General features: G+C 67.6%; 14 protein-coding genes and 1 pseudogene. 7 read left to right on the plus strand and 8 right to left on the minus strand.

The window, feature by feature from the left end; translation table 11 throughout:
- Positions 1 to 3: 3 nt before the first annotated feature.
- Together ACFXIV_RS33835 and ACFXIV_RS33840 are read right to left on the minus strand one after the other, a co-directional pair.
- Positions 4 to 1,005: pseudogene (locus tag ACFXIV_RS33835) on the minus strand (agmatine/peptidylarginine deiminase); the annotation flags it as partial.
- A gap of 23 nt (positions 1,006 to 1,028) precedes the next feature.
- Positions 1,029 to 2,219, minus strand: a complete 1,191-nt coding sequence (locus ACFXIV_RS33840) for a serine hydrolase domain-containing protein (protein WP_379399916.1) — start codon at positions 2,217 to 2,219, stop codon at positions 1,029 to 1,031.
- 162 nt (positions 2,220 to 2,381) lie between these two features.
- On the opposite strand from ACFXIV_RS33840, the gene ACFXIV_RS33845 reads away from it, so the two are divergent.
- From ACFXIV_RS33845 to ACFXIV_RS33865, 5 genes are all read left to right on the plus strand, one after another.
- The gene (locus ACFXIV_RS33845; protein WP_379399915.1) at positions 2,382 to 3,833 is read left to right on the plus strand and encodes an amino acid permease; all 1,452 of its coding nucleotides are present in this window, start codon (positions 2,382 to 2,384) and stop codon (positions 3,831 to 3,833) included.
- Between the two features lie 177 nt (positions 3,834 to 4,010).
- A complete protein-coding gene (locus ACFXIV_RS33850) occupies positions 4,011 to 4,823 on the plus strand; it encodes a serine hydrolase domain-containing protein (RefSeq protein ID WP_379399914.1) in 813 nt (270 codons plus the stop codon).
- Between the two features lie 120 nt (positions 4,824 to 4,943).
- Positions 4,944 to 5,477 carry a DUF3145 domain-containing protein gene (locus ACFXIV_RS33855; RefSeq protein ID WP_379378458.1) on the plus strand — a complete coding sequence of 178 codons (534 nt, stop codon included), beginning with the start codon at positions 4,944 to 4,946 and terminating at the stop codon, positions 5,475 to 5,477.
- A gap of 14 nt (positions 5,478 to 5,491) precedes the next feature.
- Positions 5,492 to 5,896, plus strand: coding sequence for a hypothetical protein (locus ACFXIV_RS33860; RefSeq protein ID WP_379399913.1), 405 nt, complete (start codon positions 5,492 to 5,494; stop codon positions 5,894 to 5,896).
- A gap of 25 nt (positions 5,897 to 5,921) precedes the next feature.
- The gene (locus ACFXIV_RS33865) at positions 5,922 to 6,134 is read left to right on the plus strand and encodes a BBE domain-containing protein (protein WP_379399912.1); all 213 of its coding nucleotides are present in this window, start codon (positions 5,922 to 5,924) and stop codon (positions 6,132 to 6,134) included.
- Between the two features lie 79 nt (positions 6,135 to 6,213).
- On the opposite strand, the gene ACFXIV_RS33870 is transcribed toward ACFXIV_RS33865, so the two are convergent.
- From ACFXIV_RS33870 to aceE, 6 genes are all read right to left on the minus strand, one after another.
- Complete coding sequence (locus ACFXIV_RS33870; protein ID WP_379378453.1) at positions 6,214 to 7,644, minus strand: acyl-CoA carboxylase subunit beta; 1,431 nt, start codon at positions 7,642 to 7,644, stop codon at positions 6,214 to 6,216.
- 172 nt (positions 7,645 to 7,816) lie between these two features.
- Positions 7,817 to 9,067: a KasA/KasB family beta-ketoacyl-ACP synthase gene (locus ACFXIV_RS33875; RefSeq protein WP_379399911.1), complete on the minus strand. Its 1,251-nt coding sequence runs from the start codon at positions 9,065 to 9,067 to the stop codon at positions 7,817 to 7,819.
- 11 nt (positions 9,068 to 9,078) lie between these two features.
- On the minus strand, positions 9,079 to 9,384 hold the full coding sequence (gene acpM, locus ACFXIV_RS33880) for a meromycolate extension acyl carrier protein AcpM (RefSeq protein WP_033086997.1): 306 nt from the start codon (positions 9,382 to 9,384) through the stop codon (positions 9,079 to 9,081).
- A 99-nt stretch (positions 9,385 to 9,483) separates the two neighbouring features.
- Entirely contained in the window at positions 9,484 to 10,398 is a 915-nt protein-coding gene (locus ACFXIV_RS33885) for an ACP S-malonyltransferase (protein ID WP_379399910.1), read from the minus strand.
- A gap of 127 nt (positions 10,399 to 10,525) precedes the next feature.
- Positions 10,526 to 11,827 (minus strand): PucR family transcriptional regulator, encoded by a 1,302-nt coding sequence (locus ACFXIV_RS33890; protein ID WP_379400047.1) that lies wholly within the window; start codon positions 11,825 to 11,827, stop codon positions 10,526 to 10,528.
- A 45-nt stretch (positions 11,828 to 11,872) separates the two neighbouring features.
- On the minus strand, positions 11,873 to 14,740 hold the full coding sequence (aceE, locus tag ACFXIV_RS33895) for a pyruvate dehydrogenase (acetyl-transferring), homodimeric type (protein WP_379400046.1): 2,868 nt from the start codon (positions 14,738 to 14,740) through the stop codon (positions 11,873 to 11,875).
- Positions 14,741 to 14,983: 243 nt separating this feature from the next.
- Here aceE and ACFXIV_RS33900 point away from each other — a divergent pair, with 243 nt between their 5' ends.
- Positions 14,984 to 15,541 (plus strand): hypothetical protein, encoded by a 558-nt coding sequence (locus ACFXIV_RS33900; protein ID WP_379399909.1) that lies wholly within the window; start codon positions 14,984 to 14,986, stop codon positions 15,539 to 15,541.
- 160 nt (positions 15,542 to 15,701) lie between these two features.
- Positions 15,702 to 16,124: a DUF3052 domain-containing protein gene (locus tag ACFXIV_RS33905; RefSeq protein WP_354838512.1), complete on the plus strand. Its 423-nt coding sequence runs from the start codon at positions 15,702 to 15,704 to the stop codon at positions 16,122 to 16,124.
- Positions 16,125 to 16,188 lie beyond the last annotated feature (64 nt).

A 16,188-nucleotide genomic window follows, 5' to 3' on the forward strand; every position in this document is an offset into this window, starting at 1 on the left:
GGTCTACGCCGGCTCCTGCTGGGTCGTGCAATGGATGCCGCCGCCGCCCGCGGCGACCGCGTCGATATCGATCTGCACCACCCGGCGGCCCGGAAACAGCCGCGCCAGTGTGGCTTCGGCGAAGGCGTCGGCCTCCCGATCCCCGAACTCGGGGGCCACGACCGCGCCGTTGCAGACATAGAAGTTCATGTAACCGGCCGCGAAGTCGTCGTCGGCGAACTCGTCGCGCACTCGCGCCGGGCCGGGAATCACCTCCACTTGCAGCGGGCGGCCCAGGGCATCGGCGGAGTCCTGGAGGATGGCGAGATGGCGGCGGGTGACGTCGTAGTCGTAGCAGTCCACATCGTCCTCGCGACCGGCCACCACCACGCCCGGGCCCGCGAACCGCGCGTAGAAATCGGTGTGCCCATCGGTGACGTCGTAGCCGGCGATGCCGGGCAGCCAGATGACCTTCGAAATCCCCAGCAGCCGAGCCAGTTCCGCCTCCACGTCCTCGCGCTGCCAGCCGGGATTGCGATTGTCGTTGAGCACGCAGCTCTCGGTGACGATGGCGGTGCCCGCCCCGTCGACCTCGATGCCGCCGCCCTCCAGTATCAGCTCGGTCGTCAGCAGTTCCGCCCCGGTGCGCTCGGCGACCAGCCCGGCCAGCCGCGCATCCTCCTGATACTCCTGCTTGTCGCCCCAGGCATTGAAGTTGAAATCGACCGCCGCCATGGCCCCGTCGCCGCCCACGAACACCGGGCCGCTGTCGCGCAGCCACAGATCGTCCATCTCCGCGGGCACCAGCGCCACCTCCGGCCCGGCCAGCGCGCGGGCCAGATCGAATTCCTCCGGCCGCACCAGCATCGACACCGGCTCGAATCGCGCGACGGTGCGGGCGATCCGGGCCACATCCTCGCGAATGCGGGGGAGCAGCTCGGGCGTCCACACCCGCTCATCGGCCCCGAAGGCCATCCAGGTCCGCCGATGTGGCTGTCCTTCGTCGGGCATCACCCACGGTTGGCTCGGCATGGACCTATTCCTTTCGGTCAGCGACAGCGGAGCAGGGCCTCACGGAGATTGCGCGAACGGACATCGTCGAGCACCGCCATACCCAGGCGGTTCATCACATAGCCGAACCCCAGACCCGTTGCCGGATCGGCGAATCCGAACGAGCCGCCATAGCCGGTGGTGCCGTAGGCGCGCTGGTCGGAGCCGAACCGGAAACCGCCGCGCGACCGGCGGAAGCCCAGGTGGTAGCGGCTCGGGGTGAGCAGCACCAGGTCCTCGGCCGGGACGTCGTCGGCGGTGTCGGGGGAGCCCAGGCGGTCCAGCAGGCTCGGCTCGATGGGCAGCTCACCGGTCCGCCCCGCCGCCGCGCCGTATACCCGCGCCAGCGCCCGCGCGGTGCCGACACCGCCTGCGGCCGGGCTCTCCACCGCGAGGAATTCGCGCCGGGCGGCCCGGGCGGGCGCACCGACCTGCGGGCTGTTCAGCGCGCGGAAGGACAGGCCGCGCTTGCTGTAGAGCTGAATGCCGATGCGCACCGGCAGATCTCGCTCATAGCGCAGAATGTCGAGGCCCTCGGTCGCCGACAGCGCGGCCACCCGATCCAGCGAAACCTCCTCCGGCAGGCCGATATAGAACTCCGCGCCCAGCGGTGCGGCAATGTCCTCGGCGAAGATGCGGCCCAGCGTGCGATGCTCCGGATCGACCCGCCGCAGCAGCTCGCCCTGATACAGCCCGGCCGTGATCGGGTGATAGCCGTGCCGGGTTCCGGGCCGCCACAACGGTTTCTGCTCGGCCAGCACCACCGCCATCCGATCCAGATCGGCCATATCCGCGAGCCGGAACGGCCGATCCAGCGCTGCCAGCCCGGCCTGATGGTCCAGCAGCTGCCGCACGGTGATGGACTCCTTGCCGTGCGCGGCGAACTCCGGCCAGTGCAGCGCCACCGGGTCCTCGTAGTCCAGCAGCCCCCGCGACACCACCGCCGCCACCGCGAACGCGGTCATGCCCTTGGTCGAGGACCACACCGGGGCCATGGTGTCGCGCTCCCACATCACCCGGCGCTTGCGATCGCGATGCCCCGCCCACAGATCCACCACGGGCCGATCCCCGTCGTAGACCGCCACCGCCGCACCGATCTCCCCGTGCCGGCCGAAGTTGCGGCGGAACGCGTCGGCGACCGGGCCGAAACCCGCGTCCACCTCGCCATGGATCGTGACCTGCTCACTCATGATGGGTCCGATCGTAACCGGGCGTACGGTCTGTGCGGGTCGTAGCGACGATGGTGAATACCTCTGCGACGCCAGTACATAGCTGTGAGCAGTACGGATCCCCCGATGGATGTGCCACCCTGATGCCATTTCGACCGGTCCGACCCGGTAGCGTGGCCGCACATGCCCGGACTCCATCGGATTACCGCATCATTGCTGCGGACCAAGCCAGTTGAACAGCTCACCTCCGATGGAGAACACACCGCACTGCGGCGCAGCATGGGCCTGATCTCGCTGATCGCACTGTCGGTCGGCGCCACCCTCGGCACCGGCATCTTCGTGGTCCTGGGCGAGGCCGCACCGCTGGCCGGGCCCGCCGTCGTCGTCTCCTTCGTCATCGCCGCACTGGCCGCGCTGTTCTCCGCCCTGTCCTACGCGGAACTGGCCGGCGCGGTGCCGGTGTCCGGATCGGCCTACTCGTACACCTATGCGACGCTGGGCGAGATCATCGCCTGGATCTGCGGGTGGTGCCTGCTGCTGGAGTACGGCGTGTCGGTGGCGGCGGTCGCGGTCGGCTGGGGCGCGTACCTCAACGAGTTCCTGGGATCGACCATCGGCTGGCGGATTCCGGACGCGCTGGCGCAGCCGCCGGGCGACGGCGGGGTGCACGGCGGGGTGATCAACCTGCCCGCCGCCATCGTGGTGGTGCTGGCCACCGTGGTGCTGCTGGGCGGCATCCGGGAGAGCGCGCGGGTCACCACCGTCACCACCATGATCAAGATCGCGGTGCTGGTGTTCTTCGTGGCCGTGGTGGTCACCGCCTTCCACTCTTCGAACCTGCACCCCTTCGCGCCGGCCGGCGTCTCGGGCATCGGGGCGGCGGCCTCGATGGTGTTCTTCTCCTTCATCGGCTTCGACGCCGCCTCTACCGCCGGTGAGGAGGCCAAGAATCCGCAGCGAGATCTGCCGCGCGCCATCATCATTTCGCTCGGCATCGTGACCTTGGTCTACGTGCTGGTGGCGCTGACCGCCGTCGGCGCGGTCGGCGTGGACGCCGTCAGCAGCTCGGGCGCGTCGCTGGCCACCGTGCTGGAACAGGTCACCGGGCGCGGCTGGCCCGCCACCATCCTCGCGGGCGGCGCGGTCATCGCCATCGCCTCGGTGGTGCTGACCGTGCTCTACGGGCAGACCCGCATCCTGGTCTCCATGTCCCGCGACGGGCTCATGCCCGCCGTACTGTCGCGGGTCGGTGAGAAGCGGGTGCCGACGGTCAACACGCTCATCGTCGGCGGCGTGGTGGCGGTGCTGTCGGCGCTGGTGCCGCTGGGCGAACTGGTGAACGCCACCAATATCGGCACGCTGGTGTCCTTCGGGCTGGTGAACATCGGCGTGCTGGTGCTGCGCCGCACCAAACCCGAGCTACCGCGGTCGTTCCGGACCCTGGTGCCGCTGGTGCCGGTCATCGGCGTGGCCATGTGCGTATGGCTGCTGATCCACCTGCCGGGGGTGACCTGGCTGGCGTTCACGCTGTGGTCGGCGGTCGGGCTGGTGGTGTACTTCGGCTACGGGCGGCCAAGGTCAGCCCTGAACAATGCCATGCCTGCCGAAACCGCTACCTCGCAGGTGCATTCGTAACCGGCGGACAGCCCAAAGGTTCGCGGCCGTCTCGATTCCGGACTGCGCTCCGCCTCCCCGCGCTTGGAGCGACGGAGCGCAGCGGAGGAGTGGAGGGAGGGAAGAATCGAGACCTCGGGGCCGCGAACCCGCCCGGAGCGAAGCGGAGGGCAAAATCAAACACAGTACTCTCGATGTGTGCGAGCGCTGGAGCAGATTCGACAGTGGCCGGTCCGGAACGCGGCGGCGGGGGTCGTCGTCCGCGGCAAGGGCGTGGTGGACGCCGAGGGTGACACCGCGCATGTCTTCCCGCTCGCCTCGGTGACCAAACCCCTTGTGGCTTACGGGGTTCTGGTGGCCGTCGAGGAGGGCGCGATCGAGCTGGACCAGCCCGCCGGGCCGCCTGGATCGACAGTGCGGCACCTGCTCGCCCACACCTCCGGCCTGGCCTTCGACACCACCGTGGTGCTGGCCCGGCCCGGCGCGAAGCGGATCTACTCCAGCGCCGGGTTCGAGGTGCTCGCGGATTTCGTTGCGGCGCAGACCGGTATCCCGTTCGACCAGTACCTGCGCGAGGCCGTCTTCGAGCCGCTGGGCATGAACTCCTCGGCGCTGGTCGGTTCGGCCGGACATGCCGGCCGCTCCTCGGTCGCAGATCTGCTGCGATTCGCCGAGGAATTGCTGGAACCTGCTGTCGTGAGTGCCGAATTGGTTTCCGAAGCAAGCACAGTGCAATTCCCGGGATGCAATGGTGTCCTTCCCGGTTACGGGTCGCAGCGCCCCAACGACTGGGGATTGGGTTTCGAAATCCGCGACCACAAATCGCCGCACTGGACCGGTGGCGCGAACTCGTCGCGGACTTTCGGGCACTTCGGGCAGTCCGGCACATTCCTCTGGGTGGATCCGGAAGTCGGCATGGCGTGTCTCGCGCTGGCGGACGAAAATTTCGGGGACTGGGCCCGAGCGGCGTGGCCGCCCCTCAGCGACGCCGTAATCGCGGAGTTTGCGTAGCGGCCGACACAGGCATCAAGTAACACACGCAACACCGGGCACTCCAGTACACTCGGGCAACGCCGAGCTCAGAAGGGGCCGTTGGGGAAGACGTCCCTCGTCGAGCCGGAGGTGTCAGTGGTGCACGCGTCTAGTCAGTTCGCGGAGGCGACGTCTGGAGTCGTCTATATCCATTCGTCGCCGGCTGCGCTGTGCCCGCATGTCGAATGGGCTCTGACCTCCACTCTCAAGGCCCCCGCGAAACTGCGCTGGACCGCGCAGCCGGCCGATCCCGGACAGCTGCGTGCCACCACCGATTGGTGCGGCCCGGTTGGTACCGGAGGGAAATTAGCCAGAGCATTGCGGGATTGGCCCGTGTTGTATTTCGAAGTCACCGAGGACCCCAGCGAGGGCGTCGACGGCGCCCGCTTCAGCTTCGTTCCCGGCCTCGGCCTCTGGAGCGGCGCCACCGGCGCCTGCGGCGACGTCATGGTCGGTGAGATGCATCTGCGCGCCATCGTCGCCGAGGCCCGCGCCCACGGCCGCGGCTCCGCCGCCGAGATCGCCGCCGACATCGACCGCGCCCTCGGCACCGCCTGGGACGATATCCTCGAGCCCTACCGCCTCGGCGGCGAGGGCGCTGAAGTCACCTGGCTGCGCCGCGACGTCGGCTGATACGAGGAGGATTCGTGCGGACCACAGCGATCGCGGGTGCGGCCCTGGCCATGGCGACGGCCTTCGCCCTCACCGGCTGCAACGACAACAGCCCCACCGTCGCCTCCGGCTCCTCGGCCCACCCCGCCACCTCCGCCGCCGCCTTCCCGGCCGCGGGCCACGAGGCCGTCCAGTGCGGCGCCGGCCCCTGGGGCCTGGCGGTCGTGGTCTCCACCGCCAAGGGCGCCGGCTTCTGCCCCACCGCGCTCTCCGTCGTCACCGCCTATGCCGACCAGCGCGCCAAACAATCCACCGGCGACATCGCCGTCACCGTCGACACCGTCCGCTGGGTCTGCGGCGAACGCCCCGCCACCCCCAATCCCTACCAGGAATGCGCCAGCCAGAACGAGTCCGCCGACAAGGTCCGCCTCCAGTCCTGACGTCGGCTCCCGCTCGGGATCCGCGATGAACTGGGAACTCGTCACTCCCATCCCGTACACCGCCCTGCAGCAGATGCTCGACGAGTCCTCCCCGGCGGGTCTGTTCGCCTACGTCGACCACGACCAGCATCGTGTCCGGGAATCCTACGGCGACAAGTACTCCCGCCTCGTCGCCCTCAAATCCGCCTGGGATACCGACAACGTCTTCCACCACAACGCCAACATCCCCCCGGCCTGACAGCGAAACCCGTTCCCGGCCAACGAAAAGCGGGCGGTCTCCGAGGAGACCGCCCGCTATCGCGTTGCCGTGTAACCGATTACAGCGGAATATTCTTGTTGTGCTGCGGCCGCGCCGGGGCGGCGGCCAGGGCGGCGGCGATGGTGGAGCGGGTCTTGGCGGGCTCGATGACCTCGTCCACGACACCGATCGAGATGGCGCGCTGGACGCCACCGGCGATGCGCTCGTGCTCCTCGGTCAGACGCTCCAGCAGGGCCTCGCGCTCCTCCTCCGGGGCGGCCGCGAGAGCCTTCTTGTGCAGGATGCCGACCGCGGCCTTGGCGCCCATGACGGCGACCTCGGAACCCGGCCAGGCGTACACGGCGGTGGCGCCCAGCGAGCGGGCGTTCATCGCGATGTAGGCGCCGCCGTAGATCTTGCGGGTGACCAGGGTGACGCGGGGGACACGGGCCTCGGCGAAGGCGTGCAGCAGCTTGGCGCCGCGGCGCACCACGCCCTCGAACTCCTGCGAGACGCCCGGCAGGTAGCCCGGCACGTCGGTGACGACGATCAGCGGGATACCGAAGGCGTTGCACAGGCGCACGAAACGCGAAGCCTTCTCGGCACTTTCGGAGTTGAGGCAGCCACCCAGGCGGATCGGGTTGTTGGCCAGCACACCGACGGTGCGGCCGCCGAGCCGGCCCAGACCGACCACCATGGAGCGGGCGTAGCCGCCCTGCAGCTCCTCGAAGGTGCTCTCGCCGTCGACGTTGTCGAGCAGCTCGTGGATGATCGGCTTGACGTCGTAGGCGCGCTTGGCCGACTCCGGCATCATGGCCTTGAGGTCGACATCGCCGTGCGCGGCTGCGGCCAGGTCGAATTCGCCCTGCTCGGCGAACATCGAGACCAGGCGGCGCGCACGATGCATCGCGTCCTGCTCGTCGTCGGCGACGATGTGGCAGACGCCGGACTTCTTGCCGTGGGTGATCGGGCCACCGAGGGTCGCCATGTCCACGCTCTCACCGGTCACCGTCTTCACGATGTCCGGACCGGTCACGAAGACGCGGCCTTCCGGAGCCATGATGACGATGTCGGTCAGCGCGGGGCCGTAGGCGGCGCCGCCGGCGGCGAAGCCGAGCACCACGGAAATCTGGGGGACCTGGCCGGACGCGCGGACCATGGCCTCGAAGACCAGGCCGACGGCGTGCAGGGCCTCGACGCCCTCCGCCAGCCGGGCGCCACCCGAATGCCACAGGCCCACAACGGGAACCTGGGAATCGATGGCGGTGTCGATCGCGTCGACGATGTGCTTGCACCCCTCCACGCCCATGGCGCCGCCCATCACGGTGGCGTCGGAGCAGTAGGCGACGGTGCGGACGCCGTCGACCTCACCGATGGCGGCGAGCACACCGGACTTGTCGCGCGGGTGTAGCGGGAGAACGGTTCCGGGGTCGAAGAAGCGCTGCAACCGACCCAGCGGGTCACGGGGATCGGTAGCGGTGTCGGCGTGAGCGGGGGCCATTATGGTCATCGCAAACTCTCCTCATGGGGGAAAGGCGGTCGCTGAGAGCGGCTGCGAATGTCTAAGTCCCGGGGGGATTTTCGGGTGCGGGATCGTCCATCCGAAAACCCCCGCCGGGACCGCTTGTCTTACTGACCGGTAAAGCTGAGCCGGATTTCCGGTTTACCGGGATGAATCCGTGTCAGTACCGGCCGAAGGCGAGCGCGACATTGTGCCCACCGAAACCGAAGGAGTTGTTGATCGCGAACTCGATGTCCTGACGGCGAGCCTCGCCGTGCACGACATCCAGATCGATCGCCGGATCCTGGTTGTCCAGGTTCAGCGTCGGGGGGACGATGCCATCCCGGATGCTGAGCACCGTGAGTACCGACTCGAGTGCGCCGACGGCACCGATCGAGTGGCCCAGGGCCGACTTGGGAGCGTAGACCGAAGCGTGCTGCACGCCGGCCTTGTGAATCGCGTTGGCCTCCGCGGTGTCACCGATCGGGGTGGCAGTCGCGTGGGCGTTGACATGGGTCACGTCCTTGGGGGACAACCCGGCGGTCTGCATCGCGCGCTGCATGGCGCGAGCCGCACCACTGCCCTCCGGATCGGGGGCCACCAGGTGGAACCCGTCGGAGGTGATACCCGCGCCCATGAGCCGGGCGTGGATGGTGGCGCCACGAGCCTTGGCGTGCTCCTCGGTCTCGATGACCATGAGCGCGCCCGCTTCGCCGAAGACGAAGCCGTCGCGATCCTTGTCGAAGGGGCGCGAGGCCGCCTTCGGATCGTCGTTGCGAGTCGACATGGCCCGCATCATGGAGAACGCGGCGATCGGCACCGAGTCGATGAAACCCTCGACACCGCCGGTGACCATGATGTCGGCGTCACCCATGACGATCATCCGCCACGCGTTGGCGATGCCCTCCGAACCCGACGAACACGCCGAGACCGGAGTGATCACACCCGCGCGGGCCTTGAGTTCGAGACCGACGACGGCGGACGGCCCGTTCGGCATGACCATCTGAACAGCGAGCGGCGAGATCTTGCGATAGCCGCCGTTCTTCAGCTTGTCCACCGAATCGATCAGCGCGTCGCCGCCGCCGAGACCGGTGCCGATGGCCACACCCAGCCGCAGCGGGTCGACCTCGGGAGAGCCGGCGTTCTTCCACACCTCGCGACCGAGCACGGTCGCCAGTCGCTCGACGTACGCCATGCGACGGATCTCGACCCGATCGAGCAGCGTGTCCGGCGACACCTTCAGGTGGCCGCCGATTCGAACTGGAAGGTCGTACTCCGCAATGAAGTCGTCCTCGAGAGTGTCGATGCCGCTCTCGCCATTGAGGAGGCCCTTCCACGTCGCATCGACGTCACCGGCGATCGACGTGGTCGCCGCCATGCTCGTTACGACGACGTTGGGAAAGTTCCCGTTCAAGGTGGAAGGAGTGGTCACGGTGTCGGTTCCTACTCGCCCTCGGCGCCGAACTTGGCCTTCAGCTCAGCGGCCGCGTCGGAGTTCTCGGCCTCGAGCTTCTGGATGTACGCCACCGCGTCGCCAACGGTCTTCAGGCTCGCCAGGTCCTCGTCGGGGATCTTGACGCCGTACTTGTCCTCGGTCTGGACGGCGATCTCGACCATCGACAGCGAGTCGATGTCCAGGTCGTCGACGAAGGACTTCTCGATGGTCACCTCGGAGGGCTCGATACCGGTCACCTCTTCGATGATCTTCCCGAGCTCTTCGACGATCTGTTCCTGGGTCAGAGCGGCCACTGTGGTGGCTCCCTTCTTATTTCCTGTAGAGGGTGGATTTTCAATTGTTTGCGACCCGGTTGCTCCATCGCCGTTGATAGGAGCGGGCCGCGAGCCAAGCTAGCTTGCCGCGGTGAGTTCGGCGAGCGCGGGGAGGTCCGCGGGTGTCTTCAGCGCCAGATTCGGGGTGCCCTTGAGCTCCCGCTTGGCGATGCCGACCAGGGTGCCCGCCGGCGGCAACTCTGCCACCGCGGAAACCCCTGCCGCACGGATCGTTTCAGTGCACAGATCCCAGCGCACGGGGCGCGTGACCTGGGCAGCGAGCTTGTCGACCGCGTCCTGGCCGGAGCTGACCGGCTGCCCGTCGAAGTTCGACAGCAGGGTCCGGACCGGCGCGCTGGGCGCGATCTTGGCGATGGCCTCCGCAACCGCGTCCTGGGCGGGAGCCATGAACGCGGTGTGGAAGGCGCCGGCGACCGGAAGTGCACGGACGCGGGCCTTTTCGGGCGGGTTCGCGGCAAGGGCTTCGAGCGCCTCGAGCTTACCCGCGGCCACGATCTGACCCACCGCATTGCGATTGGCCGGAATCAGACCGAGATCATCGAGACGAGCGAGCACCTCCGCTTCGTCACCACCGAGCACAGCGGACATACCGGTCGGCTCGAGTGCGCAAGCTTTGGCCATTTCCGCTCCGCGGATGGCGGCCAGGACCACCGCGTCATCGGCGGAGATGACTCCGGCGACGGCAGCGGCGGCGAATTCGCCGACCGAGTGTCCGGCGACGACTGTATCCGCGGGAAGCGAATCCTGCGGGATTTCCGCGAAAGCCATGAGGGCAGCCGCGACGACGAGCGGCTGGGTGACAGCCGTGTCGACGATTTCATCGGCGGTCGCAGTCGTGCCCAACCGCAGCAGGTCCAGCCCCGAGGCCTTCGACCACAGCGCGATGCGGTCCGCAGCGCCGGGAAGATCGAGCCAAGGGGTGAGCATGCCGGGAGTCTGAGAGCCCTGTCCAGGGGCGAGCAATGCGATCACGACTCAAGAAAACACTGTGAGGCCGCTCTCACGAGATGTCGGCGCGAATGAAGCTTGCTTGGCAGTTTTGTGAGGAGTCCACAAAAGACCAAGTGGGCCGTCCGGATCGCCCGATGCTCGAATCTCGTTACACCCCATCCTTAGGATCTGTGATGGGAGTCACATCAGTGGCAGGAGTGGGTGATTCGTTACGAGTTCGTGTCAGCCGACCTACTGTGGCCGCGATTCGTAACACATAGGCATCACGCGGGTTCATCGGATCCCGGCCCGTGATGTCGGCGATTCGCTTGAGCCGATAGCGCACCGTATTTGGATGAACGAACAGCTGGCGGGCGCAGGTCTCGACGGCTCCACCGCAATCCAGATAGGCGTCCAGCGTGTCCGATAGATCGGCGCTGGCGGCGGCCAACGGCAGCACGAGGTGCTCGTTCAGGGCGTCTATGGCCGCACGGTCGCCGAGCAGGGCGCGTTCGGGCAGGAGTTCGGAGGCGTGCACCGGGCGTGGCGCACCCCGCCAACCCACCACGGCCTCCATGCCGGCCATCGCCTCCACCGAGCTGACGTGCGCGGCGGACAGCGCCCGCATGGTCGGGCCGATCACCACCGGGCCCTCGGAGAAGGCCTCGGCGAGCAGGTCCGCCAGGAACTGCGACGGATACATCGGGTCGCCGAGATGTCCGCTGACTACCATCACCAGCCGCGAACCCTGCACCACGGCGAGCGCGTTGCGGCCGTGCCGGCCGGCCACACTATGTACGGAACTGACAACAGCCACCTGGTCCTTGGGGGGAGTACCCACAAGGACCGTCGCCGGGGCGGTCGCGTCCCAATTGAGAGTGGCCGCACGGGACAGCATTTCGGGGCCGGTGTCGCCGCGCACCACGGCATCGACGACCAGGGCCTCCAATCGGGTGTCCCACGCGCCGCGCGACTCCGCGGCCGAGGCGTACACCGAGGCGGCGGCGAAACCGAGCTCCCGCCCGTACCGCAGCACCGCCTCGGTGAGCGCCACCAGCTGACGGTCGTTGCGCGCCAGGGCCGGCAGCCACTGCTCGAAGAACTCCATGGCCACCCGGACCATGTCGACGGTCTGGCGCAGCGTCAGCCGCCGCGCCAGATCGTCCGGAATCACTTGGAAGGCATCGAGACTGAAGCGGATATCCGACTCCGGGTCCTGCAGCCACTCCAGGAAGTTCACCACCGCCGTCTGCACCAGCATCTGGACGCCGGCCCGCTGGGCGGCATCCAGATTGGCGAAGAACGGCAACCGATCCTGCATCGAGGCCACGGCCTCGGTGGACAGGCGACCGGAGAACTGCTTGACCCGTTTCAGGAGAGTGTCCGGAAGCGGGTCGCGCGTCTGCCGATTCGGGGAGAGCGCGCCGGTCGGGAGATAGACCTCGTGGGAGGAGGTGCCCTCTTCGTTGATCCGGCGCGGCCTCGGCGGTTTACGTTCCACGGTATTTATGTTCGGTTATGCGTCGCCGCCCTCGGTACCGGGTGCCGCCTTCGGCGCGGCGTTCACGTCGTCGATGGCGTAGCGGCGTGCCGCCTCGGCCACCGTGGCGGGTGAAATCCGGCCCTGAGCAGCGAGACCCTGCAGCGCGGCGACCACGATGGACGCGGCATCCACATTGAAGACGCGGCGCGCGGCCGGGCGGGTGTCGGAGAAACCGAAACCATCCGTACCGAGGGTGATGTATTCGGTCGGCACCCACTGACGGATCTGGTCGGGCACCGCGCGCATCCAGTCGGAGGCGGCGACGACCGGGCCCTGCGCCTTGGACAGCACCTCGGTGATGTAGGGCAGACCCGGATCCTGGTCGGGGTGACGGAGTTTGGCGATCTCCTTAGCGAGGGCCTCCTTGCGGAGCTCGCCCCACGAGGTCACCGAGTAGACATCGGCCTGCACACCCCACTCCTGGGCCAGCATCTCCTGTGCGCGCATGCCGTCGGGCAAGGTGACGCCCGCGACCAGGATGTTGGCGCGCAGGTCGCCGGCGCCGCCGGGACGGTACAGGTAGATGCCCTTGAGTAGACCCGCCACGTCCAGGTTCTCCGGCTCGGCCGGCTGGACATAGGGCTCGTTGTAGAGGGTGATGTAGTAGAAGATGTCCTCGCCGCCGAATTCGTGGTGCACCGAACGCGATTCGGGATCGGTGCCGGGCAGCGCCTCCTGGTAGCCCTCGGCCGGGCCGCCGCCGTACATGCGGCGCATGCCGTCGCGCACGATGTGGGCGATCTCGAAGGAGAAGGCCGGATCGTACGCGACACAGGCCGGGTTGGTGGACGCCAGCAGCAGCGAGTGACCGTCGTTGTGCTGCAGGCCCTCACCGGTGAGCGTGGTTCGCCCGGCGGTAGCTCCGAGCACGAAGCCGCGCGCCATCTGATCCGCCGCCGCCCACAGGCCGTCGCCCGTGCGCTGGAAGCCGAACATCGAATAGAAGATGTAGAGCGGGATCATCGGCTCGCCGTGGGTGGCGTAGGAGGTGCCGACCGCGGTGAAGCTCGCGGTGGAACCGGCCTCGTTGATGCCCTCGTGCAGGATCTGGCCGATGCTCGACTCTTTGTAGGCAAGCATCAAATCCGCGTCGACCGATGTGTACAACTGGCCGTTGCGGTTGTAGATCTTCAACGAGGGGAACCACGAGTCCATACCGAAGGTGCGGGCCTCGTCGGGGATGATCGGGACGATGCGCTTGCCGATCTCCTTGTCGCGCAACAGCTCCTTCATCAGGCGCACGAAGGCCATGGTGGTGGCCACCGACTGCTTGCCCGAACCCTTGCGGACCGAACGGTAGGCCTCGTCGCCGGGCAGTTGCAGCGGCTTTGCCAGCGTGCGGCGCTCGGGGACGAAACCGCCCAGCTGCTTGCGGCGATCCATCATGTACTGGATCTCGGGCGCGTCCTGGCCGGGGTGGTAGTACGGCGGCAGGTACGGGTTGGCCTCGAGCTCGGCGTCGGTGATCGGAATGCGCTGCACGTCGCGGAACGCCTTCAGATCGTCGAGGGTCATCTTCTTCATCTGGTGCGTGGCATTGCGAGCCTCGAAATGCTTGCCCAGGCCGTAGCCCTTGATGGTCTTGGCCAGGATGACCGTCGGCTGACCCTTGTGCGCCATGGCCGCGGCGTAGGCGGCGTAGATCTTGCGGTAGTCGTGGCCACCGCGCTTGAGGTTCCAAACCTCGGCGTCCGACAGGCCCTTGACCAGTTCCTTGGTGCGCGGGTCGCGGCCGAAGAAGTGCTCGCGCACGTAGGCGCCGTCATTGGCCTTGTAGGTCTGGTAGTCGCCGTCGGGCGTGCTGTTCATCAGGTTCACCAGCGCGCCGTCGCGGTCGGCCTGCAGCAGGGCGTCCCACTCCCGGCCCCAGACCACCTTGATGACGTTCCAGCCGGCGCCGCGGAAGAACGACTCCAGCTCCTGAATGATCTTGCCGTTGCCGCGAACCGGGCCGTCGAGGCGCTGCAGGTTGCAGTTGATGACGAAGGTCAGGTTGTCCAGGCCCTCGTTGGCGGCCACCTGGATCAGGCCGCGCGACTCCGGCTCGTCCATCTCGCCGTCGCCGAGGAACGCCCAGACATGCTGGTCCGAGGTGTCCTTGAGGCCGCGGTCGTGCAGGTAGTGGTTGAAGCGGGCCTGGTAGATGGCGTTCATCGGGCCCAGACCCATTGACACCGTGGGGAATTCCCAGAAGTCCGGCATCAGGCGCGGGTGCGGGTACGACGACAGGCCGTGGCCCGGACCGCCGTGGCTGTACTCCTGGCGGAAGCCGTCCATCTGGTCCGTGGTGAGGCGGCCTTCGAGGAAGGCGCGGGCATAGATGCCGGGGGAGGCGTGGCCCTGGATGAACACCTGGTCGCCGCCGCCCGCGTGGTCCTTGCCGCGGAAGAAGTGGTTGAAACCGACCTCGTAGAGCGCCGCCGAGGACGCGTAGGTCGAAATGTGGCCGCCCACACCGATTCCCGGCCGCTGGGCGCGGTGCACCATGACCGCGGCGTTCCAGCGGATGTAGGCGCGGAAGCGGCGCTCCACCTCCTCGTCGCCGGGGAACCACGGCTCGTTCTCGGTGGGGATGGTGTTGACGTAGTCGGTGGAGGTCAGCGCGGGGATGGCGACATGGCGCTCACCGGCGCGTTCGAGCAGGCGCAGCATGAGGTAGCGGGCGCGGCCGGGGCCCTCGCGGGTGAGCATTTCGTCGAAGGAGTCGAGCCATTCACTGGTCTCCTCCGGGTCGATGTCCGGCAGGTATGACGCCACCCCCTCGCGAATCACTCGAACCCGGCCTCCCGCCGGGGATTTGCGTGCCGATCCATTGGTGGAATTCGACGAAGTCGGGTGCATCAAGTCGGTCAAGACGTTTGCTCCTCGTACACATGGGGTGGGACATCTGGTGTGGCGTCAATACCCCGGATATCCGCTGGTGGGCGGCATACCCGTAACGATTGGTCTGGGGCGCATCTCACATCCTTGCCGATGATGCGGCCCAGGTCATCATGTCAGCCGGAAATCCAGTACGGTTGCGCAGGGAATCGCGCCGCTCGCGACGCCATCCAACACCGCCGGGCTGGATCGGGGAGGAAACAAGTGAAGCTGCTGAACCCGCGGGGGTTCGGACTGGTGTGCGCGTCCGCGGCGGTGGCGGGGGGATTGGTTCTCGCCGGGTGCGCGAACACGGTCGAGGGTACTCCGACCGTGAATCAGGTTCAGGTGACGTCGTACAAGGCCGAGGCCGCGTCGTCCTCGGCGGCTGCCGCCTCTTCGAAGGCGGCCGCGGCGACCGCCAAGGCGACCTTCGACAACTGCGACCCGTTCCGCAAGATCACCGGGACCGCTGTCGATCGCTACAACGAGTTCGTCGACGCGCACGACGCGAACGCGGCCGACCAGATCGCCAAGCGCGACGCGGCGGCGTCCGCGCTCGAGGACGCCGCGAAGACGGTCGAGACTCAGGTGGGCGCGTCGGGTGCGGACCTGCCGGCGGATCTGGGGCAGAAGTTCACCGACTATGTGACCGCGGCGCGGTCGCTGGCCGCGGAGGTGCGGAAGATGACGACCAGCGCGTCGGTGTCGCCGCTGAACGACGCGAGTCGCAAGGTCAACGATGCTCTGACCGGTGTCCGGAACGCCTGCCCGGCCAAGTGAATCGGGCCCTTCACGTGGTGTGAAACCGGGCTGTCCAATGGATCTCACTGGTCTCACATACGACATTTAGGGTGCGATTTCGGCCGATCGGCTTGCGCTGGGGGCTTTTACCATGTTCGCTTGCAACTACCTATTGTCTGGAGTTGAGGAGGACACCACCGTGGTCGCCGCGGCGGACGCGCAGAACTACGCTCAGAAGCTTGGCATTTCACACGACATGGTGGTTCAGGAACTGGGCTGGGACGAAGATACCGACGACGCGCTTCGCGCCGAGATCGAGGAAGCCACCGGTTCCGAGCTGCTCGACGAAGACACCGACGAGGTGGTCGACGTCGTGCTGCTGTGGTGGCGTGAGGGTGACGGTGATCTGGTGGACGAGCTGCTGAACGTGATCACCCCGCTCGCCGACGACGGCGTCGTCTGGGTGCTCACCCCCAAGACCGGTCAACCCGGCCATGTCGATCCGAGCGAAATCGGCGAGTCGGCGACCCCCGCCGGCCTCACCGCGACCACCCCGGTCTCCCTGGGCACCTGGACGGGCACCAAGCTCACCCAGCCCAAGACACCTTCCAAGCAGCGCTGAGGCCTCCACTAAGGTTTCAGGTAAGCCGAGTGACAACGGTGGATTCCGCGTGTCTCCACGCGGT

Origin of the sequence: Nocardia sp. NPDC059236 (assembly GCF_042754085.1) — a bacterium.
Classification (GTDB): domain Bacteria; phylum Actinomycetota; class Actinomycetes; order Mycobacteriales; family Mycobacteriaceae; genus Nocardia.

Bases quoted from the DNA above. Each gene is read 5' to 3' on its own strand.
- ACFXIV_RS33840 (WP_379399916.1), bottom strand. From the start codon at position 2,219: ATGAGTGAGCAGGTCACGATCCATGGCGAGGTGGACGCGGGTTTCGGC.
- ACFXIV_RS33845 (WP_379399915.1), top strand. From the start codon at position 2,382: ATGCCCGGACTCCATCGGATTACCGCATCATTGCTGCGGACCAAGCCA.
- aceE (WP_379400046.1), bottom strand. From the start codon at position 14,740: ATGCACCCGACTTCGTCGAATTCCACCAATGGATCGGCACGCAAATCC.
- ACFXIV_RS33870 (WP_379378453.1), bottom strand. From the start codon at position 7,644: ATGACCATAATGGCCCCCGCTCACGCCGACACCGCTACCGATCCCCGT.
- ACFXIV_RS33865 (WP_379399912.1), top strand. From the start codon at position 5,922: ATGAACTGGGAACTCGTCACTCCCATCCCGTACACCGCCCTGCAGCAG.